This window comes from Polynucleobacter sp. GWA2_45_21, assembly GCF_001830325.1.
GTDB lineage: Bacteria > Pseudomonadota > Gammaproteobacteria > Burkholderiales > Burkholderiaceae > Polynucleobacter.
Genome location: NZ_MHZG01000008.1, coordinates 21518 through 44618, shown reverse-complemented (window position 1 = coordinate 44618; position 23101 = coordinate 21518). Strand labels below are relative to the sequence as shown.

21 protein-coding genes are annotated in these 23101 nt (G+C 46.6%); 7 read left to right on the top strand and 14 right to left on the bottom strand.

Annotated features, from left to right (window positions below; all coding sequences use genetic code 11):
* Nucleotides 1-20: 20 nt before the first annotated feature.
* On the top strand, nucleotides 21-893 hold the full coding sequence (locus tag A2X74_RS07210; protein ID WP_293625356.1) for an outer membrane protein assembly factor BamD: 873 nt from the start codon (nucleotides 21-23) through the stop codon (nucleotides 891-893).
* Between the two features lie 34 nt (nucleotides 894-927).
* On the opposite strand, the gene alr is transcribed toward A2X74_RS07210, so the two are convergent.
* Nucleotides 928-2028, bottom strand: coding sequence for an alanine racemase (gene alr, locus A2X74_RS07205; protein ID WP_293625358.1), 1101 nt, complete (start codon nucleotides 2026-2028; stop codon nucleotides 928-930).
* A 74-nt stretch (nucleotides 2029-2102) separates the two neighbouring features.
* On the opposite strand from alr, the gene lplT reads away from it, so the two are divergent.
* Nucleotides 2103-3422 carry a lysophospholipid transporter LplT gene (lplT, locus tag A2X74_RS07200; protein ID WP_293625271.1) on the top strand — a complete coding sequence of 440 codons (1320 nt, stop codon included), beginning with the start codon at nucleotides 2103-2105 and terminating at the stop codon, nucleotides 3420-3422.
* Between the two features lie 23 nt (nucleotides 3423-3445).
* On the opposite strand, the gene A2X74_RS07195 is transcribed toward lplT, so the two are convergent.
* The 8 genes from A2X74_RS07195 to scpA are packed head-to-tail and all read right to left on the bottom strand — an operon-like array spanning nucleotide 3446 to nucleotide 12553.
* Nucleotides 3446-3967 (bottom strand): hypothetical protein, encoded by a 522-nt coding sequence (locus tag A2X74_RS07195; RefSeq protein WP_293625273.1) that lies wholly within the window; start codon nucleotides 3965-3967, stop codon nucleotides 3446-3448.
* Nucleotides 3964-4509 (bottom strand): ribosomal protein S18-alanine N-acetyltransferase, encoded by a 546-nt coding sequence (rimI, locus tag A2X74_RS07190; RefSeq protein ID WP_293625275.1) that lies wholly within the window; start codon nucleotides 4507-4509, stop codon nucleotides 3964-3966. Before rimI ends, A2X74_RS07195 begins: the two co-directional genes overlap by 4 nt.
* Complete coding sequence (tsaB, locus tag A2X74_RS07185; RefSeq protein WP_293625277.1) at nucleotides 4502-5224, bottom strand: tRNA (adenosine(37)-N6)-threonylcarbamoyltransferase complex dimerization subunit type 1 TsaB; 723 nt, start codon at nucleotides 5222-5224, stop codon at nucleotides 4502-4504. The genes rimI and tsaB overlap by 8 nt, the downstream gene beginning before the upstream one ends.
* 19 nt (nucleotides 5225-5243) lie before the next feature.
* Nucleotides 5244-5708 carry a VOC family protein gene (locus A2X74_RS07180; protein ID WP_293625279.1) on the bottom strand — a complete coding sequence of 155 codons (465 nt, stop codon included), beginning with the start codon at nucleotides 5706-5708 and terminating at the stop codon, nucleotides 5244-5246.
* Nucleotides 5709-5715: 7 nt separating this feature from the next.
* On the bottom strand, nucleotides 5716-7752 hold the full coding sequence (gene accC, locus A2X74_RS07175) for an acetyl-CoA carboxylase biotin carboxylase subunit (protein WP_293625281.1): 2037 nt from the start codon (nucleotides 7750-7752) through the stop codon (nucleotides 5716-5718).
* 14 nt (nucleotides 7753-7766) lie between these two features.
* Nucleotides 7767-9299, bottom strand: a complete 1533-nt coding sequence (locus A2X74_RS07170; RefSeq protein ID WP_293625283.1) for an acyl-CoA carboxylase subunit beta — start codon at nucleotides 9297-9299, stop codon at nucleotides 7767-7769.
* A 10-nt stretch (nucleotides 9300-9309) separates the two neighbouring features.
* Nucleotides 9310-10335: a methylmalonyl Co-A mutase-associated GTPase MeaB gene (meaB, locus tag A2X74_RS07165; RefSeq protein WP_293625284.1), complete on the bottom strand. Its 1026-nt coding sequence runs from the start codon at nucleotides 10333-10335 to the stop codon at nucleotides 9310-9312.
* Between the two features lie 22 nt (nucleotides 10336-10357).
* Nucleotides 10358-12553 (bottom strand): methylmalonyl-CoA mutase, encoded by a 2196-nt coding sequence (scpA, locus tag A2X74_RS07160; protein WP_293625285.1) that lies wholly within the window; start codon nucleotides 12551-12553, stop codon nucleotides 10358-10360.
* 96 nt (nucleotides 12554-12649) lie between these two features.
* On the opposite strand from scpA, the gene A2X74_RS07155 reads away from it, so the two are divergent.
* Nucleotides 12650-13288, top strand: coding sequence for a GntR family transcriptional regulator (locus A2X74_RS07155; RefSeq protein WP_293625286.1), 639 nt, complete (start codon nucleotides 12650-12652; stop codon nucleotides 13286-13288).
* A gap of 85 nt (nucleotides 13289-13373) precedes the next feature.
* Here A2X74_RS07155 and A2X74_RS07150 read toward each other — a convergent pair whose 3' ends face one another.
* Nucleotides 13374-13718: a cytochrome c gene (locus tag A2X74_RS07150; RefSeq protein WP_293625287.1), complete on the bottom strand. Its 345-nt coding sequence runs from the start codon at nucleotides 13716-13718 to the stop codon at nucleotides 13374-13376.
* Nucleotides 13719-13735: 17 nt separating this feature from the next.
* Nucleotides 13736-14101 carry a cytochrome c gene (locus tag A2X74_RS07145; RefSeq protein ID WP_293625289.1) on the bottom strand — a complete coding sequence of 122 codons (366 nt, stop codon included), beginning with the start codon at nucleotides 14099-14101 and terminating at the stop codon, nucleotides 13736-13738.
* Between the two features lie 164 nt (nucleotides 14102-14265).
* Between A2X74_RS07145 and A2X74_RS07140 the strand changes: the two genes are divergently transcribed.
* From A2X74_RS07140 to A2X74_RS07130, 3 genes are all read left to right on the top strand, one after another.
* Nucleotides 14266-15123 (top strand): MoxR family ATPase, encoded by an 858-nt coding sequence (locus A2X74_RS07140; protein ID WP_293625291.1) that lies wholly within the window; start codon nucleotides 14266-14268, stop codon nucleotides 15121-15123.
* Between the two features lie 33 nt (nucleotides 15124-15156).
* Nucleotides 15157-16332 carry a VWA domain-containing protein gene (locus tag A2X74_RS07135; RefSeq protein WP_293625293.1) on the top strand — a complete coding sequence of 392 codons (1176 nt, stop codon included), beginning with the start codon at nucleotides 15157-15159 and terminating at the stop codon, nucleotides 16330-16332.
* Between the two features lie 73 nt (nucleotides 16333-16405).
* Complete coding sequence (locus tag A2X74_RS07130; RefSeq protein WP_293625295.1) at nucleotides 16406-16864, top strand: RidA family protein; 459 nt, start codon at nucleotides 16406-16408, stop codon at nucleotides 16862-16864.
* Here the strand turns inward: A2X74_RS07130 and A2X74_RS07125 are convergent.
* Nucleotides 16861-17517: a nucleotidyltransferase family protein gene (locus A2X74_RS07125; protein WP_293625297.1), complete on the bottom strand. Its 657-nt coding sequence runs from the start codon at nucleotides 17515-17517 to the stop codon at nucleotides 16861-16863. The two genes, A2X74_RS07130 and A2X74_RS07125, sit on opposite strands and share 4 nt — an antisense overlap.
* Before the next feature lie 77 nt (nucleotides 17518-17594).
* Here A2X74_RS07125 and A2X74_RS07120 point away from each other — a divergent pair, with 77 nt between their 5' ends.
* Entirely contained in the window at nucleotides 17595-18554 is a 960-nt protein-coding gene (locus A2X74_RS07120; protein WP_293625299.1) for an XdhC family protein, read from the top strand.
* Between the two features lie 66 nt (nucleotides 18555-18620).
* On the opposite strand, the gene parC is transcribed toward A2X74_RS07120, so the two are convergent.
* The gene (parC, locus tag A2X74_RS07115) at nucleotides 18621-20993 is read right to left on the bottom strand and encodes a DNA topoisomerase IV subunit A (protein WP_293625360.1); all 2373 of its coding nucleotides are present in this window, start codon (nucleotides 20991-20993) and stop codon (nucleotides 18621-18623) included.
* Nucleotides 20994-21067: 74 nt separating this feature from the next.
* On the bottom strand, nucleotides 21068-23056 hold the full coding sequence (locus tag A2X74_RS07110) for a DNA topoisomerase IV subunit B (RefSeq protein ID WP_293625301.1): 1989 nt from the start codon (nucleotides 23054-23056) through the stop codon (nucleotides 21068-21070).
* Between the last annotated feature and the right edge of the window lie 45 nt (nucleotides 23057-23101).

The window sequence follows — 23101 nt, the reverse complement described above, 5'->3', positions numbered from 1 at the left end:
GCTTAAAGAGCCTTTTAGTTATGTCGGACGTTATTACAGACGCCAGTTTAAGGCTTGCTGCCACTATTAGGGCATCTTCCAGAAAATCCCTTATTTCTGTATTTATTGGAGCAAGTGCAGTCTGCCTGGTTCTTGGTGGATGCGCCGGTAGCGATGGTCAAAAGGATGACACTGATATTTGGTCTGAGACAAAGCTCTATTCCGAAGCAACCGACAAGCTCAAGGATGCTGACTATGCAAAATGCGGCAAGTACTTTGAAAAACTAGAAGGTCGCTTCCCGTTTGGCCCCTATTCTCAGCAAGCGCAAATCAATGCAGCCTATTGCTATTGGAAGGCCCAAGAACAAGTACAAGCTCAAGTTGCTATTGATCGCTTTATCAAACTGCATCAAGGTAGCCCGAATTTAGATTACGGCTACTACCTTAAGGGCTTGATTAGTTTTAATGATGATTTAGGTTGGCTCGGTAAATTTACTGGGCAAGACTTAAGTGAGCGCGATCCAAAAGCAGCTAAAGAAGCTTTTGAATCCTTCAAAGTGGTTGTTGAGCGTTTCCCTGATAGCAAATATGCGCCTGACTCTTTAGACCGCATGCGCTACATCGTAAATTCATTAGCTGAAGCAGATGTGATCGTCGCTCGCTTCTACTATCAGCGCGGCGCGTATCTTGCGTCAGCCAATAGAGCGCAGCTTGTGATTCGTGATTACGATCGTGCGCCGGCTGTTGAAGAAGCGCTCTATCTACTCACCAAGTCTTACGAAAAATTGGGTATGACCGATTTAAGTAATGATGCAGCGCGCGTATTCAAACTTAATTTTCCAGATAGCCAGATGATGATTACCGGCCAACGCGTTCAAAAAGAACGTCGCTGGTGGCAGATCTGGAATAAGTAAAAAATATAAATGGGTTTCATCAAGTAGTGCTGCATTACTTGATGACTACCGGCACTCTCTGCGCCAATGCGCAAATAAGTTCATAGCCAATGGTTCCGCTCATCTGAGCTACATCATCTACTGGAACTTCATTACCCCATAGCTCTACAACGCTACCAATCTTGGCATTGGGTGCTTCACGCAAATCAATGGTCAACATATCCATGGAAACTCGTCCAACGATAGGACAAATCACGCCGTCACCCTGCGCATCTGCACCATCAACCCAAACTGGCGTGCCATCTTCTGCATGACGCGGATAACCATCGGCATATCCACAAGCAATCACACCAATGCGCATATCTTCTGGGGCTTGATAGCGACCACCATAGCCAACGTGATCACCTTTCTTTAATTCCTGAATATCGATGATTTCGCTCCGCAGCTGCATGACTGCCTGGAGTTCAGTGCGGACAATATCTGCATGAACCCCGGTTGGTGAAACGCCGTACAGCATGATTCCAGGGCGAACCCAATCTCCTAACGCATTGCGGTGCCATAAAATTGCCGCCGAATTAGCCAAAGAAGTGGGCGCCTCCAGCCCCGCAATAGTTTGCTCGAAACACTCCATTTGCGCACCAACCGATGGCGCATGATCTACCTGATCGGCATTGGCAAAATGGGTCATGTGATGCAGGTGATAGCCGGCCGAATGGAGACGATGAAAAGCGGTACGGTACTGATCAGGCCTAAAACCAAGGCGGTTCATCCCAGAATTAAGCTTTAAAAATACGCTGATTGGGTGGCCTGAGTGATTCTTAAAGGCCTCAAGCCAGTTGACCTGCTTCTCACTATGAACAACCAAGTCACATTGAAGCTGGGCTACTAAATCCAGTTCCTGCTGACTAAAAATTCCCTCCAATAGGAGGATGCGCCCTTTCCAACCGTGATCCCTTAACCATTGGGCATCTGCAATATCGAGCAGAGCAAAACCATCTGTAGATTCAAGTCCTTTAAATGCGGCCTCCAGGGTGTGGCCATAGGCTTTAGCCTTTACAACCGACCAGATCTTAGACTCAGGGGCGAGCTCTCGAATACGACTTAAATTATGATGAAAGGCCTCAGTGTGTATAGTTGCCAAAATTGGTCTATTTATCAACCGACTAGCTGATGAGCACATATTCACCCCTCCTTTCATGTTTTAATTACATTAATGACTAGATTGTACGAATGAACCGTAGTTTTTACATCATTATGGCGGCGCAATTTTTTTCGTCGCTTGCTGATAATGCATTGCTGATTGCAGCAATTGCCCTCTTGGTCCAGCTGAGCGCTCCGGCCTGGATGACTCCTTTACTCAAATTATTCTTCGTTTTGTCCTATGTATTACTGGCAGCCTTTGTAGGTGCCTTTGCAGACTCCCGCCCCAAGGGCAATGTCATGTTTATTACCAATACGATTAAATTTGTCGGTTGCGTTGTGATGCTATTTGGTAGCCACCCTTTATTGGCTTATGCGATTGTTGGCTTGGGTGCTGCAGCCTACTCCCCAGCAAAATACGGCATTCTGACCGAGCTACTACCGCCCGAAAAGCTGGTTGCAGCCAATGGCTGGATTGAAGGGCTTACTGTAGGTTCAATCATTTTGGGTACGGTGCTTGGTGGTGTTCTGATCAGCAAATCGGTCTCACAGAGCCTCTTAGGGCTTAATATGCCGTTACTAGATACCAGTATTGACACCGCCGCAGAGTCCGCCATTCTCATCATCATGATGATTTACATATTGGCTGCTCTGATTAATTTACGCATTCCAGATACTGGGGCGCGTTATGAGTCCCAAAAAACCAATCCAATCGAGCTGGTAAAGGACTTTTCCATTTGCTTTAAAACCCTCTGGGCTGATCGCTTAGGACAGATCTCTCTAGCAGTAACCACCCTCTTTTGGGGTGCCGGCGCCACACTGCAATTCATTGTGATCAAGTGGGCTCAAGTTGCCCTGCATATGACCTTATCTCAAGGAGCCATCCTGCAGGCAATCTCCGCCGTAGGTGTTGCTGGAGGTGCTGTATGGGCTGCATGGCGCATACCACTGCGTAGTTCCCTTAAAGTCCTTCCTTATGGTATTGCCATGGGTCTAGTGGTTTGCATTATGGCAATCTATAACTCAGACATGCTTCCCAACACAACTATCCTGACTGTTGGAAAATTTGAAGTTTCACTCAACTTACTGCCGGCGTACTTCTTATTAATATTGGTGGGCTGGTTGGCGGGCTACTTTGTTGTGCCGATGAATGCACTACTTCAGCATCGCGGACATGTCCTGATGTCTGCAGGTCATTCCATTGCCGTTCAAAACTTTAATGAGAATATTTCTGTTCTGATGATGCTCTTAATCTATTCAGGATTAATTTGGCTGGATGCACCAATTCAAGTTGTGATTATTGGCTTTGGTGTCGCAGTCAGCACGATTATGTGGCTAGTTATTAAACGTCATAAAGCCAATCAGGCTGAATACGACTCAATGCATTTAATTGGCGAGCATAAGCACTAATCACTGAGTGCTCAGCAAAATAATTAGATATTTTGCAGGACGGATTTAGCAAGTAATAGGTCCTGCCAAAAAAGAGCCTTGTCCTTAGGTCTAGCAATCAACTGATTTAATTCAAAAGTAGCAATGAGTGGTAAATCCTCTGCACCATCTGCATTGATTGCCAAGACAGTTTCACGCAGCTCTGGCAATCCATCGCGTTCACCAGATAATTTTTGAGCAGCAGGCCCACCAAATGCAATTGCGACAATGGGGGTTCCATCTGATGGCAATAGCTCAGGATTGAACATTTCTGCAGGATTTTTCCAGGACCACTCTTGTGTGTTCAAGCCAAGTACACGAATGATATTGTGAAAAAGCACTTCAGCATCCCCTTGAGGTTTGCTGCCAAAAAACCACCAAATTCCTGATGATCTACGCTCCTGAGTTTCCTCAGCAATAGACGCTGTAGGGGCCGCGGTCTGGGTTTGGTCAGGAACAGCATCACGAGATGTCCATTCAGTAATACCCATCTCTTTAAGGAAGGCGGAATTAGTGCTTGAGTTCATACCTCAAGCTTAATCGATTTAGCCAAAACCAGAGCATCTTCGCGTAATCCACTGGCAGCATCCACCGGGTAATAATTTTTGCGCACACCAATTTGCTCGTACCCCAGTCTTTGATAGAGCTTCAGAGCTGATTCGTTACTTGGTCGGACCTCTAAAATAATTCGAGGTATGTTTTGCTGGGCTGCTACACCCTCGATCGCATGCATCATTTTTACGCCAATGCCCAAGCGACGCAATTTTGGTGAAACCGTAATATTGAGCAGATGCAACTCATCAACCGCAGGAAAAAGGATGCAGTAAGCCCACAGAATCTCTGGATCTAAATAACTGCCTTTAATGGCATCTGACAATTGCGGCCTGACACAGTAGGCCCAATGCCCAGCAGCAAGAGAATCTGAGAAATTACCTTTTGTCCAAGGATGAATGTGTGAAACAGATTCAATAGCAAGGACTGAATCTAGGTCTGCGACAGTCATTGGAAGAAACGAAAGCTCTGTTACACCCTCCGCGCTTGACTGCAAGGAGTTGTTACCATCAACCATGAAGCTGACTCCGCTCGGCAGAGGTCAAAGCAACTTTATTGCGAATATAAAGTGGTTCGAGTAAATGGATATCTTGTTGAAGGCCTTTGCTCCACATATCTTGAGCACAAGCTAAAACACCCAATGCGTTAACCCCAATGTTTGAATCAAGCTGACTACTAGAAAGGGGCTTAGAAATGCTAGCAAATATGCGGTCACCAAACTCTGCAATCGCACTACCCGCAAGAAAGCTGATATCCGTCAAATCGACACCCTCTGGGGCGCTTAGATGAATATCACCCTGGCGTTGAGGCAGATCATTTGCTGTCATTCGATAACGAGCCCAATAGACCTCTTCCATGCGAGCATCAACAGCAATCACAAATGACTGGGCTCCCGAAGCAATAAATGCTGGGGTGAGAACCAGTTGACTTGCAATTGCATCCAAACTTGACACAGGCAGAACTGGAAGTCTTGTTGCAATCGCCAGACCCTGGACGGCGGCAACACCCAAGCGAACTCCTGTGAAGGCACCCGGGCCAACGCCAATTGCAATAGCATCTAAAGAAGTCAGTTCGATCGAAGCTTCAGATAACAACTCATCAACCCAGGGCAATAAGAGCTGGCTAGCGCCGGCCGACACCTTTTGGTGGCGAACTAAAGGTACAGCATCACTTAAAGATAAAGCCACCGAACACCAAGCAGATGAGGTGTCGATGGCCAATATACGGGTCAAAATATGGACTTTCTAATACTTAAGAACTCAAGCCTGCAATGATATCTGGTGGAGCCTGGACAAGCTCAATCAATACACCCTCGCCACAGAACGGAAACTCTTCATTGCCTTTGGGATGAACAAAAGTAATGTCATACCCAGCCGCACCCTTCCGAATGCCTCCTGGAGCAAAGCGTAAGCCTTGTGCTGATAACCACTCCACCGCCTTTGATAGATCGTCTACCCATAGGCCAATGTGATTTAAAGGCGTCTGATGAACAGCCGGCTTCTTTTCGATATCAAAGGGTTGCATAAGATCCACTTCAACCTCATGAACTCCTTTGCCAATAGCGCAAATGTCTTCATCCACGTTCTCGCGCTCAGAGAAAAATGTACTTTTGTATTCAAAGCCCAATAAGTCAACCCAAAGCTTGCGGAGACGATCTTTATTTTCGCCTCCAATCGCAACTTGCTGAATGCCCAATATCTTGAATGGTTTAGTCATGGCTGCCTTACTCGAAGCGAATGATCAATTGATCAACCGCTAAGCTTTCGCCAACATTGGCACAGATTTCCGCAACCACACCATCTTGCGCAGCAACCAATGTATTTTCCATTTTCATTGCTTCAATAGCGGCTAATTTTTGACCTGCAGTGACTGCTTCGCCAACTTTTACAGAAATATTGGTTAATAAGCCAGGCATTGGAGACATCACGAGCTTAGAAGTATCTGGCGGAACCTTGACCAACATACGACGCTGAAGCTCAGCACCTAGTGGGCTTAGGACCATGCACTCGTAATGAGCACCATCCAAGACAAGAGCGTATTTAACACCCTTGCGCTCTACTTGAGCAGTAATCTTGTGCGTGCCATTGATGGTTGCACGTAAGCACAACTCACCTGGACGCCAGTTGCTGACAATGTTGTAACGACTGACATCGCCCTCTTCTTCAATGTAAACAGAGTAAACGCCATCTTTCAGATCCACGCGAACAGGGATCTCTTTGATGTCTTCACTCGATCCAACCCGTGAACCGGTGACCACTACAAACTTCTTGGCAATAGTCATCTCATGACCGGCCAACTGGCCATCAATCATTTGGATGTGCTCAAGATAGCGGTAGCGCATAAATGCCGATAGAGCAGCTAAACGCTTTGGATCTCCTGGCTGCACAGAATCCTTTTTGAATCCATCGGGATACTCTTCAGCAATAAAACCAGTAGTGAAGTCACCAGAGACAAAGCGTGGATGCTGCAAAAGTGCTGCCTGGAAAGGAATGTTTGAATGAATGCCGCGAATGACAAAGTCATTCAATGCTGCACGCATCTTTTCGATCGCCTCAGTACGATCTTTGCCATGCACAATCAACTTAGCAATCATGGAGTCGTAATACATTGGGATCTCGCCGCCCTCAAAGACACCAGTATCAACACGCACACCATCCAACTCTTCTGGTGGGCGGTATTTGACTAGGCGACCAGTCGATGGCAAGAAGTTGCGGAATGGATCATCTGCATTAATCCGGCACTCCATGGACCAACCGTCTAACTTAATATCCTCTTGCTTAAATGCCAACTTCTCGCCAGCAGCAACACGAATCATCTGCTCAACCAAATCGAGGCCAGTAATACCTTCAGTCACTGGATGTTCCACTTGTAAGCGAGTATTCATCTCCAGGAAGTAGAAAGACTTATCTTTACCAACTACGAACTCAACTGTACCGGCAGACTGATAGTTAACAGCCTTTGCTAATGCAACAGCTTGCTCACCCATGGCTTTACGAGTTGCAGGGTCGATAAATGGAGATGGCGCCTCCTCAATGACCTTTTGATGGCGACGCTGAATCGAGCAATCACGTTCACCCAAATACACTACGTTGCCGTGTGAATCACCCAGAACCTGGATCTCAATATGGCGCGGACCTTCGACAAACTTTTCAATGAAGATACGGTCATCGCCGAAGCTATTCATCGCCTCTGTTTTACAGGCGGCAAAACCTTCGGCCGCCTCTTTGTCATTAAATGCAACACGCAAGCCTTTTCCGCCGCCACCTGCAGATGCCTTGATCATGACTGGGTAACCAATGCCTTGGGCAATCTTGACCGCTTCCTCATTGGTGTCAATCGCTTCGTTGTAGCCAGGAATAGTATTGACCTTGGCTTCTAAAGCAAGCTTCTTGGATGCAATCTTATCGCCCATAGCAGCGATAGATTGATGCTTGGGTCCAATAAATACAATGCCCTCTTCTTCGCAGCGCTTTGCAAATTGCTCATTCTCAGAAAGAAAGCCGTAGCCTGGATGAACCGCTTCCGCACCTGTATCTTTACAGGCCTGAATAATGCGATCCATTACTAAATAGGATTCGCGCGAAGGTGCCGGCCCAATACAAACCGCCTCATCGGCCATCTGCACATGACGCGCCTCTTTATCGGCCTCGGAATAAACGGCAACCGTCTTGATGCCCATCTTCTTGGCAGTTTTCATTACACGGCAAGCAATCTCGCCGCGGTTAGCAATCAAAATTTTCTTAAACATTTTCGTAGTCATGATTTGTCGGCGCCTTAGAGGGGAATATTGCCGTGTTTACGCGGTGGGTTTGTCAGCTCTTTGTCCTTGAGCATGGCCAAAGAACGTGAGATACGCTTACGTGTCTCATGCGGCAAGATCACATCATCAATGTAGCCGCGTCGCCCTGCTACAAATGGATTTGCAAACTTAGCCTTGTACTCAGCTTCGCGAGCTGCAATTTTTGCTGGATCTGATTTTTCTTCGCGGAAGATAATTTCCACAGCACCCTTTGGACCCATTACTGCAATTTCAGCTGAAGGCCAGGCAAAGTTAACATCGCCACGCAAATGTTTGGAGGCCATCACGTCATAAGCGCCACCATAAGCTTTACGAGTGATTAGAGTGACCTTCGGTACAGTGCAGTCAGCATAGGCGTAAAGCAACTTCGCGCCATGCTTAATAATGCCGCCGTATTCTTGTGATGTGCCAGGCATAAATCCAGGCACATCAACTAAAGTCACAACAGGAATATTAAAAGCATCGCAGAAGCGAACAAAGCGAGCCGCCTTAATGGATGCTTTGATATCTAAGCAGCCTGCCAGTACTAATGGCTGGTTAGCCACGATACCGATGGAGCGACCCTCCATGCGGGCAAAACCGATCAAGATATTCTTTGCATAATCAGGCTGTAGTTCAAAAAACTCACCATCATCCACAATCTTCTCGATCAACTCTTTCATATCGTAAGGTTGATTTGGGTTGCTTGGTACCAATGTATCGAGAGAGAAATCAGGCTCTTCAGTGCGTTGTGCGCCATTGATGGTTGGTGGCTTTTCACGGTTCGATAAAGGGAGGTAATTAAAGAAGCGACGCAGCATCATGATGGCGTCAACATCATTATCAAAAGCTAAGTCGCAAACACCTGAAATAGTCGAGTGCGTGACTGCACCGCCCAACTCTTCAGCAGTGACATCCTCATGGGTCACAGTCTTAACGACTTCTGGACCAGTCACAAACATATAGGAACTGTCTTTCACCATAAAGATGAAATCCGTTAGCGCTGGTGAATACACGGCACCACCTGCGGATGGTCCCATGATTAAAGAGATCTGTGGAATAACGCCTGAAGCAGTCACATTGCGCTGGAAAATTTCAGCATAGCCACCCAAAGAGGCAACACCCTCCTGAATACGCGCACCACCAGAGTCGTTTAAGCCAATTACAGGCGCACCAACTTTGATTGCCTGGTCCATTACTTTACAAATCTTCTCTGCATGCGCCTCTGAGAGAGAGCCACCCAAGACGGTAAAGTCTTGTGAGAAGACAAAAACTAAACGGCCATTGATCATGCCGTAACCAGTAACAACACCATCACCTGGAACGGTTTGATCAGCCATACCAAAATCATGGCAACGATGTTCAACAAACATATCCCATTCTTCGAAGGTGCCGGCATCTAGCAAGAGCTCAATACGCTCACGTGCGGTCAATTTACCTTTGGAATGTTGAGCGGCAATACGCTTTTGCCCACCACCTAATCTGGCAAGTTCGCGCTTTGCTTCAAGCTGTTGAATGATTTCCTTCATAACTACTCCCTTAGAAAAATTCGTGTCCCATTGCTTCGAGTAAACGTCTCGCAGCAACAGAAGCGGCCATGGTTCCTTGATTTACCTCGGCACTCAGGCCAGGTAAAAGTGCTTGTACTGCTGGGTGATTCTGAAATGCATTCTTGAGGCCTGCATCAATTCGATCCCACATCCAGGCACCTGCCTGCTGCTTACGGCGTGACTGTAACTGGCCATTGGCGTTTTGCAGCTTCTGAAAATGTAGAATTTTTTCCCATAACTCAGGCACGCCATTGCCTTCTAAGGCGCTTAAGGTCATGACCTGTGGATGCCAATACTCTTGATTATGCGAAGCGTGATCAGGGTTGCCTTGGAAGCCTAAAAGACGCAAGGAGCTAGTAATAAATAATTGCGCGCGCATTGCTGCGTCAGGATCGATATCTACCTTATTGATCACAATCAAATCGGCAATTTCCATGACACCTTTTTTAATCGCCTGAAGATCATCACCTGCATTAGGCAGCTGCAGGAGCAAGAACATATCCGTCATACCAGCAACAGCAATTTCACTCTGACCTACACCCACGGTTTCAACAATCACAATGTCAAATCCCGCTGCCTCAGCAACTAGCATAGCCTCTCGTGTTTTCTCAGCTACGCCACCCAATGTGCAGGATGAGGGGCTCGGCCGAATAAATGCATTATCTAAAACTGACAATCTCTCCATGCGGGTCTTATCACCCAAAATGGAGCCTCCAGATAAGCTTGAAGAAGGATCAATAGCTAAAACGGCAACGCGATGACCCTTGTCAATCAGATACAAACCCAAAGTTTCAATTAATGTCGACTTACCAACACCCGGCACGCCTGAGATGCCTAAACGAAATGATTTGCCGGTCTTAGGCAATAAGGTATTGAGTACTTCATCAGCGCGTTTGCGATGATCCATGCGAGTGGACTCAAGCAAAGTGATGATCTTCGCCAAGGCGCGACGCTGCGCCGATGAAGGCGCACCGGTGAGATCATTCACCAAGGCTTGGTCAACTGCATTGAGCATGCTGATATCGACGATCTGTAAGTTAATCAGGCTTTACTGATTTACGAATCTGCTCAAGCACATCCTTTGCCGAAGCCGGAATCGGAGTGCCCGGACCATAAATACCTTTCACACCAGCCTCATGCAAGAAGTCGTAATCCTGTCTTGGAATAACGCCGCCAACGAAGACAATAATGTCCTCAGCGCCCTGCTTCTTGAGCTCAGCAATAATTGCTGGCACCAAAGTCTTATGTCCTGCTGCAAGAGTAGAAATACCTAAAGCATGAACGTCGTTTTCAATTGCCTGGCGAGCACACTCTTCTGGCGTTTGGAACAAGGGGCCAATATCAACGTCAAAACCTAAGTCAGCAAAAGCAGTTGCAACAACTTTGGCGCCGCGGTCATGACCATCTTGCCCAAGCTTGGCAATCATCACACGTGGGCGACGACCAAAGTCTTTTGCAAAATCAGCGATCTCAACCTTCAATTTTTCCCAGCCTTCTGCTGAGTCGTAAGCAGCTGCATACACACCAGTCACCTTTTGAGTATCGGCGCGATGGCGCCCGTAAACTTTTTCTAATGCATCAGAAACCTCACCAACCGTTGCTCGCAAACGAATTGCCTGTACCGCCAACTCTAATAAGTTACCGGTATTTTCTTCTGCAGCTTTGGTTAATGCCTCTAATGCGGCTTCAACTTTTTTGGAGTCACGCTTAGCTCTGATGTCTTTTAAGCGTGCAACCTGGCTTTCGCGAACCTTGTCGTTGTCAATCATTAAGACGTCAACCAAATCTTCTTTGCCGAGCTTGTATTTATTTACACCAACGATAACATCGGAGCCGGAATCGATCTTGGCTTGTTTCTCGGCGGCAGCAGCTTCAATCTTCAACTTAGCCCAACCGCTTTCCACGGCCTTGGTCATACCACCCATGGCATCAACTTCTTGAATAATTTCCCAGGCTTTATCGGCCATCTCTTGGGTGAGGTTCTCCATCATGTAAGAGCCAGCCCAGGGATCGATCACGCTAGTGATATGGGTTTCTTCTTGCAGAATTAACTGGGTATTACGTGCAATACGGCTTGAGAATTCAGATGGTAAGGCAATCGCTTCATCGAATGAATTCGTATGCAAAGATTGAGTGCCACCAAAAACTGCGGCCATAGCTTCAACTGTTGTGCGAACCACGTTGTTATATGGGTCCTGCTCCGTCAAAGACCAGCCTGAAGTTTGGCAATGCGTACGCAACATCAAGGACTTTGGGTTCTTTGGCTCGAAGGACTTCATGATGCGCCACCATAAGAGGCGTGCAGCGCGCAGCTTAGCAACTTCAAGGTAGAAGTTCATGCCGATAGCAAAGAAGAAGGAAAGACGACCCGCAAAGCCATCGACATCTAAGCCTTTAGCCAAAGCGGTTTTGACATACTCCTTGCCATCAGCCAATGTGAAAGCAAGTTCGAGAACTTGGTTTGCACCCGCCTCTTGCATGTGGTAACCCGAGATAGAGATCGAGTTAAATTTCGGCATGTGCTTCGCGGTGTATTCAATGATGTCACCGATGATGCGCATTGAAGGCTCTGGTGGGTAGATATAAGTGTTACGCACCATGAACTCTTTCAGAATGTCATTCTGAATCGTGCCTGATAACAATTCTTGCTTAACGCCTTGCTCTTCACCAGCAACAATGTAACCAGCCAGCACTGGCAACACGGCGCCATTCATCGTCATCGATACTGATACCTTGTCTAATGGAATGCCATCAAACAATATTTTCATGTCTTCTACAGAGTCAATCGCAACACCCGCCTTACCAACGTCGCCAGTCACACGTGGATGATCGGAATCATAGCCACGATGGGTTGCCAAATCGAAAGCAACGGAAACGCCTTGACCACCTGCATCCAACGCTTTGCGATAAAACGCATTGGATTCTTCTGCAGTTGAAAAGCCAGCGTATTGACGAATAGTCCAAGGACGCACTGAGTACATTGTTGCTTGAGGTCCACGAACAAATGGCTCGAAACCTGGTAATGAATGTGTGTACTGCAGACCTTCAGTATCTTCAGCGGTATACAAGGCCTTGAGATGTATCCCATCTGGAGTTTGCCAACCTAATTTATCGACATCACCATTCGGCGCTGACTTTTGGGCTGATTTTTTCCAAGCATCTAAATTGCTATCTGGCACATTTGGCCAAGTATTAGACGCATTCGTTGCTGACTTTTTTTCACTCGCACTCATAAAGCACTCCTGGTTGGCTTTATTACATTGTTACTAAATTTGTGGGGTTATTTTGCTTGACATTTTTCAATTTGTCTAGATACTGTATACATAATTATGAATACAAAACTAATTAATAGACCCTTATACGAAGACGTTGCTGAGCGACTGCGCGAGCAAATCTTTTCCCATGAACTAGCCCCAGGCAGTTGGCTAGATGAGCAAAGTCTTGCAATAGCCTTTGGAATCAGCAGAACTCCGATGCGCGAAGCAATCAAAGTTCTGGCCTCAGAGGGCTTAGTAACCACCAAAATGAACAAAGGCGCCTACGTCACCGAGGTAGATCGGCGCGATCTCGAGCAAATCTTCACAGTCCTATCCCTCTTAGAGGGTCAAGCAGCCAAAGAAACCGCTATTAAAGCCTCAGAGGCCCAACTTACCCAGCTGGATAACATCCATCACCGCTTAGAAAAGGCGGCTGCAGACCGAGATTTAGAGCAGTTCTTTGAAATTAACGTCAAATTTCATGAGTTAATCCAAGAAATTGCTGGTAATAAATGGATGAATGGGGTCATTGACGACCTACGCAAGGTTCTTAAACTACAAAGACGTGATTCTTTAAGTAGAAGCGGTCGTTTACTCAGCTCATTAATTGAACATCGTGAAATTCTGCAGGCGATCCTCAAAAGAGATCCTCTGGCTGCAGAGCAAGCGATGCGCAAGCACCTGGCTAGAGGTCTTGAGGCAACTAAATAGCGCTATAAAACAAAGATACTTATAAAGAACAAAGGCTTAGGTGATTAACCTAAGCCTTTTAGTTTGAACCGCTCAAATCCCTGGATTACTTCTTAATGACGAAATTTCCAGGTAATTTAGAGATGTATGCAGCCATATCTTGAAGGTCTGCATCTGAAAATGACTGTACTTGTGAAGACATTACAGCGTTATTGCGACCAAATTGGGCATTAGAACCACCAACTTGATAAGCACGCAAAGCGTAGTAAAGGTAATCAGGGTACTGACCAGCTAACTTTGGGTAAGCAGGCAAGATTGGAGCGTTCAGGCCAGCACCATGGCAAGAGGCACAGTTGGCCTTCTCTACTAGGGCTTTGCCTTTATCGGCGCTAGCTGCTTGAGCAACACCAATACTGGATAACAGAATGGCGGTAATTAGTGCGAATTTCATAAACGTGCCTCTAAATATCACTTCAATGGGTTATTTGGTGAGCTGGCAGTCTGCGCAGCATAGTATTCGCCAAGGTCGGCCATGTCTTGATCAGACAAGCTGGCAGCAATAGAACGCATCGTTGGATGCTTTCTTTCACCTTTTTTGTAGGCAGCTAAGGAGCTAGCAATGTACGCGGCATTTTGACCGCCTAACATTGGAACTCTATAGACCAAGGGATAGTCAGCACGATAGTCCGGGATGGAGTGGCAACCAATGCAAAGCCAAACCTTGCCTTGTCCAGCCTGAGCTGAACCTTTTACGTCTTGAGCTTGTGCGGCAAATCCAGCAAAAGCCAAGGCAGCACACAGAGTCAATTGGGAAAGAATGAGGTGTTTTTTCATAGAAATCATCATTAACAAGTTTGATTTAAATCAATTTGGGAAGAGTATAGCGGAGACAGAGCGCATTGCCGTGATTCAGGTCCTGAAATCAGTAAAAACACTGAAAATAAGCACCCTTTTACCTATACTTGAATGCTGTTTCAGACAAATTTATTGCCCCAACCATGACAAAGACCAAATCCCGTTTTGATGGCTCCAAAAGCTATGTTGCTACTGATGACTTGAAATTGGCGGTAAATGCCGCTTTTCAGCTTCAGCGGCCCCTATTGATTAAAGGCGAACCGGGGACGGGGAAAACCATGTTGGCCGAGGAAGTCGCTGCAGCCCTGAATATGCCGCTCATGCAATGGCATATTAAATCCACCACAAAAGCTCAACAAGGTCTGTATGAATACGATGCGGTTAGCAGGCTAAGAGACTCTCAGCTTGGTGATGAAAAAGTAAACGACATTCGTAACTACATTGTGAAAGGTGTCCTTTGGCAAGCATTTGAGGCCGACGAACCCGTTGTGCTTTTAATTGATGAGATTGATAAAGCAGATATTGAGTTTCCTAATGATCTCTTGAGAGAAATTGATCGCATGGAGTTTTATGTATACGAAACCCGTGAGCTCATAAAAGCAAAGCACCGCCCTCTTGTCATCATCACCTCAAATAATGAAAAAGAATTGCCCGATGCATTTTTGCGTCGCTGCTTCTTTCACTACATCTCATTTCCGGATGCTGGAACCATGCAAAGCATCGTTGATGTGCATCATCCCGATATCAAACAAGAATTGCTTGAAGCAGCCCTTAAATCTTTTTACCAGATCCGATCATTGCCAGGCTTGAAGAAGAAACCTTCAACCTCAGAGCTCATTGACTGGTTAAAACTTTTGCTGGCAGAAGATATTCCAGCAGATGCACTCTATAGCAGTGAAGAGAAAATTACGATTCCACCGCTGCATGGCGCGCTACTCAAGAATGAACAAGATATTCATCTCTTCGAGCGTCTTGTGATGATGAACCGAAATCACCGCTGATCTCACCTACCTTCATATCGCGATAGCTGAATCATGTTGATTCAATTTTTTCTCAAGCTCAAAGAGGCTAAGGTGCCTGTTTCAGTTCGAGAGTTTTTAACGCTTCTTGAGGCTTTAAAAGAAGGCGTCATCAATCCTTCAATTGATGAGTTTTATCAACTAGCGCGAATGACCCTAGTAAAGGATGAGCAGCACTTTGATCACTTTGATCAAGTCTTTGGCGCTTACTTTAATGGCGTAGAGCAAATCATTGCATTGGCACCGAATATTCCGCTGGACTGGCTTGAGAAAAAATTACAACGCGTATTGAGCGAAGAAGAAAAAGCAGCACTCAAGAAATTAGGCGGTCCTGAGGCCTTACAAAAGCGCCTTCAAGAACTCCTGAAGGAGCAGAAGGAATGGCATGGCGGCGGTAATAAGTGGATTGGTGCTGGAGGTTCATCGCCTTTTGGCCATAGCGGCTATCACCCTGAAGGTATTCGAATTGGGGGCGAAAGTGCTGGTAATCGGACGGCTATTAAAGTTTGGGAAGCGCGCGAATTTAAGGATTACGATAGCGACCTCAGTTTAGGTACGCGCAATATCAAAATGGCATTACGCCGCTTGCGCCGTTTTGCTCGAGAAGGCTCCAGTCTTGAGTTAGATCTGGATAAGACTATCCACTCGACGGCGGCAAATGCCGGGATGCTCGACATTCAAATGCGACCCGAGCGTCATAACCAAGTCAAAGTAATGCTGTTAATGGATGTTGGCGGATCTATGGATGATCATATTCAACGCATCTCTGAATTATTCACCGCCGTCAAAACTGAATTCAAACACTTGGAGTATTACTACTTCCATAACTGCGTGTATGAACATCTCTGGCAGAGCAATCGCCGTAGACGCGATCAAGTCACTGCTACACAAGACATCATTAATAAATATGGTCCAGACTACAAGCTCATTTTTATTGGGGATGCCACGATGTCCCCTTATGAGATTCTGAGTCCTAATGGGTCAGTGGAATACAACAACCGAGAAACTGGTGCAACGTGGATTAATCGTCTCATTGATCACTTCCCTCACTTTGCATGGCTTAATCCGGAACCCGAATCAGTTTGGCAATATCGCCAATCAATCGACATCATGAAGAACTTGATGAAAGACCGCATGTACCCCGTTACATTAAATGGCCTTGAAAATGCCATGCGTCAACTATCCAAGTAATCTAGTAAGATTTACTCAAACATCACTGTTTATCAATTTCTTTTTTTCATCTCTTACTCCTTTCTAAAACCATATGACAAATCACATTAGCGATCGCCTCAAAACCCTGGGTATCGATTTACCGCCACCTGGACCCCCTGCTGCCGCTTATGTCATGGCAGCCACTACCGGTAATACTGTATTTTTATCCGGTCATATCGCCAAAAAAGATGGCAAGCCCTGGGTTGGTAAGCTTGGTTTAGACGTGGATACGGAGACTGGTAAAGCTGCAGCAAGATCAATTGCAATTGATTTAATTTCGACTCTACAAAATCATCTGGGCTCACTCGACAAGGTAAAGCGAATTGTGAAAGTCATGGGTCTCGTGAACTCCACCTCTGAATTTACTGAGCAGCACTTAGTTGTTAATGGCTGCTCAGAATTACTCTTTAAGGTCTTTGGGGAGGCCGGCAAGCATGCCCGTAGCGCATTTGGCGTTGCTCAAATTCCTTTGGGTGCCTGCGTTGAAATCGAGTTGATTGCTGAGATTTAAGAACTAAACAGGTTTAATTTGTGCTTTTGGATGTCTTCTGGCGTGTCGACATCCATGACATATGCCTGATTGCTCGTGTGCATTTTTCTGACATAGCTGGGATGGGCATCCATATAGACTCGACAAACCATATCGGGGGTATTCAGCACATCTAAGATCGCTGCGTAAGAAAACAGCACTGGATTACCGCGCTTACCCTCCACCATTGGCAGAATAATTTCCTCGCCAGCCTCTCGCTTGGCGAACTCACCAAGTAAATCTTGGACCTCTGCCGCTCCAATTAGAGGTTGATCCGACAGTGCAACTAATAAGACATCAAATTTTTCCCGGAGGGATTCAAGTCCTAGGCGAACAGATGAAGCCTGGCCTCTCTCTGGGTGGGGATTTTGAACAACCCTCATTTGGCAAGCAAGTGAGGTGTTCAGCTTAGCAATCTCCGCCTCAATTACCTGAGCATGGAAGCCAGTAACTACGATGTATTCAACAGGATTAAACCCTTTGATAGAAGTTGAAAATCGCTGTAAAAGGGTTTGGCCATCTCGATGAAGCAAGGCTTTGGGATGCGTGCCCATCCTACTGCCCTCACCTGCTGCGAGTAAAAGCACAGCAAGCCGTATTTGCTTGGCTGGAACGGATGAGCTGGAACTTGTCATTAGAGAGATAATAATTACATTGCCTACAAAAAATAATAAAGACAAAAAAATTAAATATAAGAAACTAAAGACAAGAAATGAACAGCACTGATTTAAGCGTATTAAAGGCCGCAGTGGATTGGCTCAAATCTGGTCATCCCGTTGCAATCGCCACGGTTGTTGAGACATGGGGCTCTGCTCCGAGACCGATCGGCTCTTGGTTAGCCATTCGGGGTGACGGACAAGTCACTGGATCAGTCTCTGGTGGATGCGTCGAAGATGACTTGATTCGGCGTGTTCAAACTGAAATCTTGACGAGAGACCTGCCAGAAATGGTGGTCTATGGCGTTAGCCAGCAAGAGGCGGCCCGCTTTGGCTTACCTTGTGGCGGAACGCTACGTCTACTGGTAGAACCAAAACCAGAATTGGCGATTCTGGAGAATATTCTAGCGTCCATTAGCAATCACCAAATTACCTCCCGCACAGTTGATCTAATCACCGGCAAATCTACTCTGGAGGCTGGCAATCGTCATGAGGCGTTTATTTGTGATGAACGTTTAATGAAAACCACTTATGGCCCTCGATGGCGAATGGTCATTATTGGCGCAGGACAACTGTCTCTGTACACCGCTGACTTTGCCCTTGCATCAGACTTTGAAGTGATTGTGATTGACCCACGCGAAGAATACGCGGAGGGCATTAATCGGGAGCACATTCAATTTATTAAGGGAATGCCAGATGACGTGCTTTTAGAAATTGGTGTGGACTCCCATACTGCTGTGGTTGCCCTAACGCATGATCCCAAGCTTGATGATATGGCCTTAATGGAGGCATTAAAGTCCCCCGCCTTCTATGTTGGGGCGCTGGGTAGCAGAATCAATACTCAAAAGCGAAAAGCCCGCTTACTGGAGTTTGATGTGACACAGGAACAAGTTGAGCGCCTTCATGGACCTGTTGGCCTATTTATCGGCGCTTTAACCCCACCAGAAATCGCGGTATCGATTTTGGCCGAAGTGATTGCCGTGAAATACGGTGTACCGATCCCCAAGAAGGTCTAATTGGCAAATAAAAAACCCGATCAAATGATGGTCGGGTTTTTTATTCCGCAAAACTAAAATAGGCTCTTAATTTGCTTTCAGCTTTCCATCTTTGAGTCTTGGCTCCACAAAGTGACCTTTACGAGCACGATTTCCCGCAAACGACTTCAAGGTTTTTGCATCTAGACTTAATTCTGTTGGCTTGCCTGCACGTCCCGCACCAGAATACGTAGCACCATCGGGTCCAACAGCAATTGCAGAAGCTAACTTCTCTTTATCATCCAAGCCCATCAAAATCACGCCTTTACCACCAGTAGGTAAACGCTTGAGCTCATCGAGTGGGAAAACTAGCAATTTAGAACTCTCAGATAAGCAGGCAACCTGCTTCATTCCGGCAGTTACTTTAGCGGCTCCGAGCGGTGCATCACCGCCTGGGAACTTGCTATCGATGCCAACGAATGACTTACCAGCCTTGTTACGGGTAGTCATGTCTGCAACGTTTGCTAGGAAACCATTACCAGATCGAGTTGAGATAAGTACAAGATCATCAGATTGGCCGGCATAGTAGGCCACCATCTGCGATCCAGCTGCCAAATTCACAAAGCTCGTTAATGGCGAACCATCGCCACGAGCACCTGGTAATTCGCTGACGGGAACCGTATAGACGCGGCCATCACTACCAAAGCCTTGCATCACATCGACTGTGCGGCACTCAAATGTTCCATAAAGTGCATCGCCTGCCTTGAAGCCAAACTGAGTTGCATCATGTTCATGACCTTGACGTACACGCACCCAACCTTTTTGGGACACGATCACTGTTACTGGCTCATCCAATACCTTAGTCTCGGCAACAGCGCGCTTATCTTCCTGAATCAAGGTACGACGATCATCACCAAAATCCTTCATATCGGATTCGATTTCTTTGATGATGCGCTTACGCAATACGGTGTCGCTCTGTAATAAACCTTCAAGATCATCGCGCTCAGACTTGAGCTCTTTTAACTCTTGCTCAATCTTGATGCCTTCCAGTCTAGCCAACTGACGCAAACGGATATCCAAGATATCTTCCGCCTGACGATCGCTCAGCTTAAATTCTTTAATGAGGTCAGCCTTAGGCTCATCGCTATTGCGAATGATCTTGATGACCTTATCAATATTCAGAAGAACAATGAGGCGCCCTTCCAAAATATGCATCCGGTCATTAACTTTACCCAAGCGATGCTGAGTACGCCTTGTAACAGTTCCCACCCTGAAAGAAATCCACTCAGCAATAATCTCTTTGAGGCCTTTTTGACGTGGACGGCCATCAGTACCAATCATCACCAAGTTCATTGGCGCATTGGATTCCAAAGAAGTGTGGGCCAGTAGCAAGTTCACGAACTCATTGACGTCAATATTTTTACTCTTAGGCTCAAATACCAAACGCACAGCCGCATCTTTACTGGACTCGTCACGCACACCATCAAGCACATTCAAGATGGTGGACTTGAGATTGTTTTGCTCAGGAGTCAATGTCTTTTTGCCAACCTTGACCTTCGGGTTGGTAATTTCTTCGATCTCTTGTAATACGCGCTGTGATGATGTGGATGGTGGCAACTCATTGACCACAATTTGCCACTGACCACGAGCCAACTCTTCAATAGACCAGCGAGCGCGCACTTTGAGACTCCCTCGCCCTGCTTCATAAATCTGTGCAATCTCTGCTGGAGAAGAAATGATTTGACCGCCACCTGGATAGTCTGGACCAGGCATGATCTCTAATAGCTCTGAAGTACTCATCTTCGGAGACTTCATCAAAGCAATCGCTGCGCTAGCAACTTCACGTAAATTATGCGAAGGAATCTCTGTTGCCATACCCACAGCAATACCGGATGCGCCATTCAAGAGAACAAAGGGTAAACGCGCTGGTAATAACTTAGGCTCTTGGAAAGATCCGTCATAGTTCGGCGCAAAGTCCACGGTGCCTTCATCAATCTCACTGAGTAAGAGACCGGCAATCTTAGTTAAACGAGCCTCGGTGTAACGCATAGCCGCTGCACCATCGCCATCACGTGAGCCGAAATTACCTTGACCATCAATCAATGGGTAACGTAGTGAGAAGCTCTGTGCAAGACGCACCAATGCGTCATAAGCAGATTGGTCGCCATGGGGATGAAATTTACCCAAGACGTCACCAACTACACGAGCACTTTTGACTGGCTTAGCATCAGCTCGTAAACCCATCTCACTCATTGAGAACAGAATACGGCGCTGTACTGGCTTTTGACCATCCGAAACATCTGGCAAGGCACGGCCTTTAACCACGCTAATGGCGTAGTCAAGATAGGCGCGCTCTGCGTATACCGCCAGCGTTAGGCTATCTTTGTCATCTTCATTGAGCTCGATCTTTTTTGGATCATGAGGATCAGCTGGCCCACCTGCTTGAGGAGCAATCAGCTCATCCACTTCAACGATGTTCATTTCAATCGGTTCGCCTGCGAACAAGTCTGCTTGATCGTCAGAACCAGTGCCGCCTGGAGTTTTTTTAGTTGCCATTAGATATCCGCCTCTACTTCGTTACCGCGCTCTTCCAACCAATCACGACGCGCCCCGGACTCGGATTTACCCATCAACATATCCATTGTTTTAATCGTTTCATCTTCTGTCCAAGTACCCAATGTCACCGGTAATAGGCGGCGGGTGTCTGGATTCAAAGTGGTATCCCATAATTGCTCAGCACTCATCTCACCCAAGCCTTTGAAGCGAGAGATTTGCCAAGCAGATTCCTTAACGCCATCCTTGCGCAATTTATCTTCAATGGCTTGAAGTTCATTTGCATCAAGCGCATAAATTTTTTGTGCAGGCTTTTTGCCACGTGCTGGCGCATCCACCCTAAACAAAGGTGGTCTTGAAATATGTACATGACCCAATTCGATTAGTTTTGGAAAGTGTTTATAGAACAAAGTCAGCAGCAATACCTGAATATGAGCACCATCGACGTCCGCATCTGACAAGATACAGACCTTGCCATAGCGCAGGTTTGATAAATCAGGGCTGTCATTAGCGCCATGGGGATCTACGCCAATGGCAACGGCAATGTCGTGCACTTCGTTGTTTGCAAATAAGCGATCACGCTCCGCTTCCCAGGTATTAAGAACCTTACCGCGTAAAGGCAGAATCGCTTGATACTCTTTGTTTCGACCCATCTTGGCGGAGCCACCCGCTGAATCACCCTCAACGAGGAAGATTTCATTCAGGCCAATGTCTTGGCTCTCACAGTCGGTGAGTTTTCCAGGTAGAACGGCAACACCAGAAGATTTTTTCTTTTCGACTTTTTGACCGGCACGGGTTCGTGCCTGCGCCTGCTTGATTACTAAGTCCGCTAATTTACGACCGTAGTCCACATGCTCGTTTAACCAAAGCTCGAGTGCAGATTTAGCGTAACCAGAAACTAAACGCACTGCATCTCTGGAGTTCAAGCGCTCTTTAATTTGCCCTTGAAACTGTGGATCCAATACCTTGGCAGACAAAATAAATGAGGCACGGGCAAATACATCCTCTGGCATGAGCTTCACGCCTTTTGGTTGCAATGCATGCATCTCAATAAAGCCTTTAACGGCATTAAAGAGACCTTCACGCAATCCGCTCTCATGGGTTCCGCCTGCTGGGGTCGGAATTAAGTTCACATAACTCTCACGTACTGGAGGACCATCTTCAGTCCAAGTTACAACCCAAGCCGCGCCCTCTCCTTCAGCAAAGGAATCATCGTCACCATTTCCGGTGGCATATTGCTCACCTTCAAATGGCGGAATCACTTCAGCGCCATGGCCAGCTTGGGCCATCGCTTCATTTAAGTAGCCGCGTAAGCCTTGGGCATATTGCCAAGTTTGGCTCTCACCAGACTTTTCTTGAATCAGGGTGACTTTGACACCTGGCAGCAATACTGCTTTAGAGCGCAAGAGGCGAATGAGTTCTGGCATTGGGATGGCAGCGCTATCAAAGTACTTGCCATCGGGCCATGCACGCACACGGGTTCCGTGTGATTTATCTTCTTTACCGGCAGCACTAGTTTTAAGCTTTTCGATGACCTTGCCATCAGCAAAGGTCAATGTAGAGACTTGGCCTTCACGCCAGACCGTGACCTCTAAACGCTTCGATAAGGCATTGGTAACGGACACACCAACACCATGCAAACCACCAGAGAAAGCATAGGCACCACCAGTGCCTTTTTCAAACTTACCGCCAGCATGAAGTTGGGTAAAAACGATTTCTACGACCGGCAACTTCTCAGTTGGATGAATACCAACGGGGATGCCACGCCCATCATCTTCCACGCTCACACTGCTATCAGTATGCAATGTGACGATGATTTGTTTGCCAAATCCGCCCAAAGCCTCATCAGAAGCGTTATCGAGCACCTCCTGGATGATGTGCAAAGGATTGTCGGTGCGGGTGTACATTCCCGGCCGCTGACGGACGGGTTCAAGTCCTTTTAGAACCTGAATCGATGATTCGCTGTATTCGGAAGTTTTACGTGTAGCCATGCGCAGAAATTGTAGTCATGTCTGAAACAAAACCTGAATTTTCAT

Coding starts and splice junctions, on each gene's coding strand:
- A2X74_RS07135 (WP_293625293.1), top strand. CDS start 15,157: ATGTTGATTCAATTTTTTCTCAAGCTCAAAGAGGCTAAGGTGCCTGTT.
- A2X74_RS07140 (WP_293625291.1), top strand. CDS start 14,266: ATGACAAAGACCAAATCCCGTTTTGATGGCTCCAAAAGCTATGTTGCT.
- A2X74_RS07155 (WP_293625286.1), top strand. CDS start 12,650: ATGAATACAAAACTAATTAATAGACCCTTATACGAAGACGTTGCTGAG.
- scpA (WP_293625285.1), bottom strand. CDS start 12,553: ATGAGTGCGAGTGAAAAAAAGTCAGCAACGAATGCGTCTAATACTTGG.
- parC (WP_293625360.1), bottom strand. CDS start 20,993: ATGAACATCGTTGAAGTGGATGAGCTGATTGCTCCTCAAGCAGGTGGG.
- A2X74_RS07125 (WP_293625297.1), bottom strand. CDS start 17,517: ATGACAAGTTCCAGCTCATCCGTTCCAGCCAAGCAAATACGGCTTGCT.
- A2X74_RS07120 (WP_293625299.1), top strand. CDS start 17,595: ATGAACAGCACTGATTTAAGCGTATTAAAGGCCGCAGTGGATTGGCTC.
- rimI (WP_293625275.1), bottom strand. CDS start 4,509: ATGGTTGATGGTAACAACTCCTTGCAGTCAAGCGCGGAGGGTGTAACA.
- meaB (WP_293625284.1), bottom strand. CDS start 10,335: ATGCTCAATGCAGTTGACCAAGCCTTGGTGAATGATCTCACCGGTGCG.
- A2X74_RS07110 (WP_293625301.1), bottom strand. CDS start 23,056: ATGGCTACACGTAAAACTTCCGAATACAGCGAATCATCGATTCAGGTT.
- A2X74_RS07195 (WP_293625273.1), bottom strand. CDS start 3,967: ATGAACTCAAGCACTAATTCCGCCTTCCTTAAAGAGATGGGTATTACT.
- A2X74_RS07130 (WP_293625295.1), top strand. CDS start 16,406: ATGACAAATCACATTAGCGATCGCCTCAAAACCCTGGGTATCGATTTA.
- A2X74_RS07145 (WP_293625289.1), bottom strand. CDS start 14,101: ATGAAAAAACACCTCATTCTTTCCCAATTGACTCTGTGTGCTGCCTTG.
- A2X74_RS07210 (WP_293625356.1), top strand. CDS start 21: ATGTCGGACGTTATTACAGACGCCAGTTTAAGGCTTGCTGCCACTATT.
- A2X74_RS07180 (WP_293625279.1), bottom strand. CDS start 5,708: ATGACTAAACCATTCAAGATATTGGGCATTCAGCAAGTTGCGATTGGA.
- A2X74_RS07150 (WP_293625287.1), bottom strand. CDS start 13,718: ATGAAATTCGCACTAATTACCGCCATTCTGTTATCCAGTATTGGTGTT.
- A2X74_RS07170 (WP_293625283.1), bottom strand. CDS start 9,299: ATGAAGGAAATCATTCAACAGCTTGAAGCAAAGCGCGAACTTGCCAGA.
- lplT (WP_293625271.1), top strand. CDS start 2,103: ATGAACCGTAGTTTTTACATCATTATGGCGGCGCAATTTTTTTCGTCG.
- accC (WP_293625281.1), bottom strand. CDS start 7,752: ATGACTACGAAAATGTTTAAGAAAATTTTGATTGCTAACCGCGGCGAG.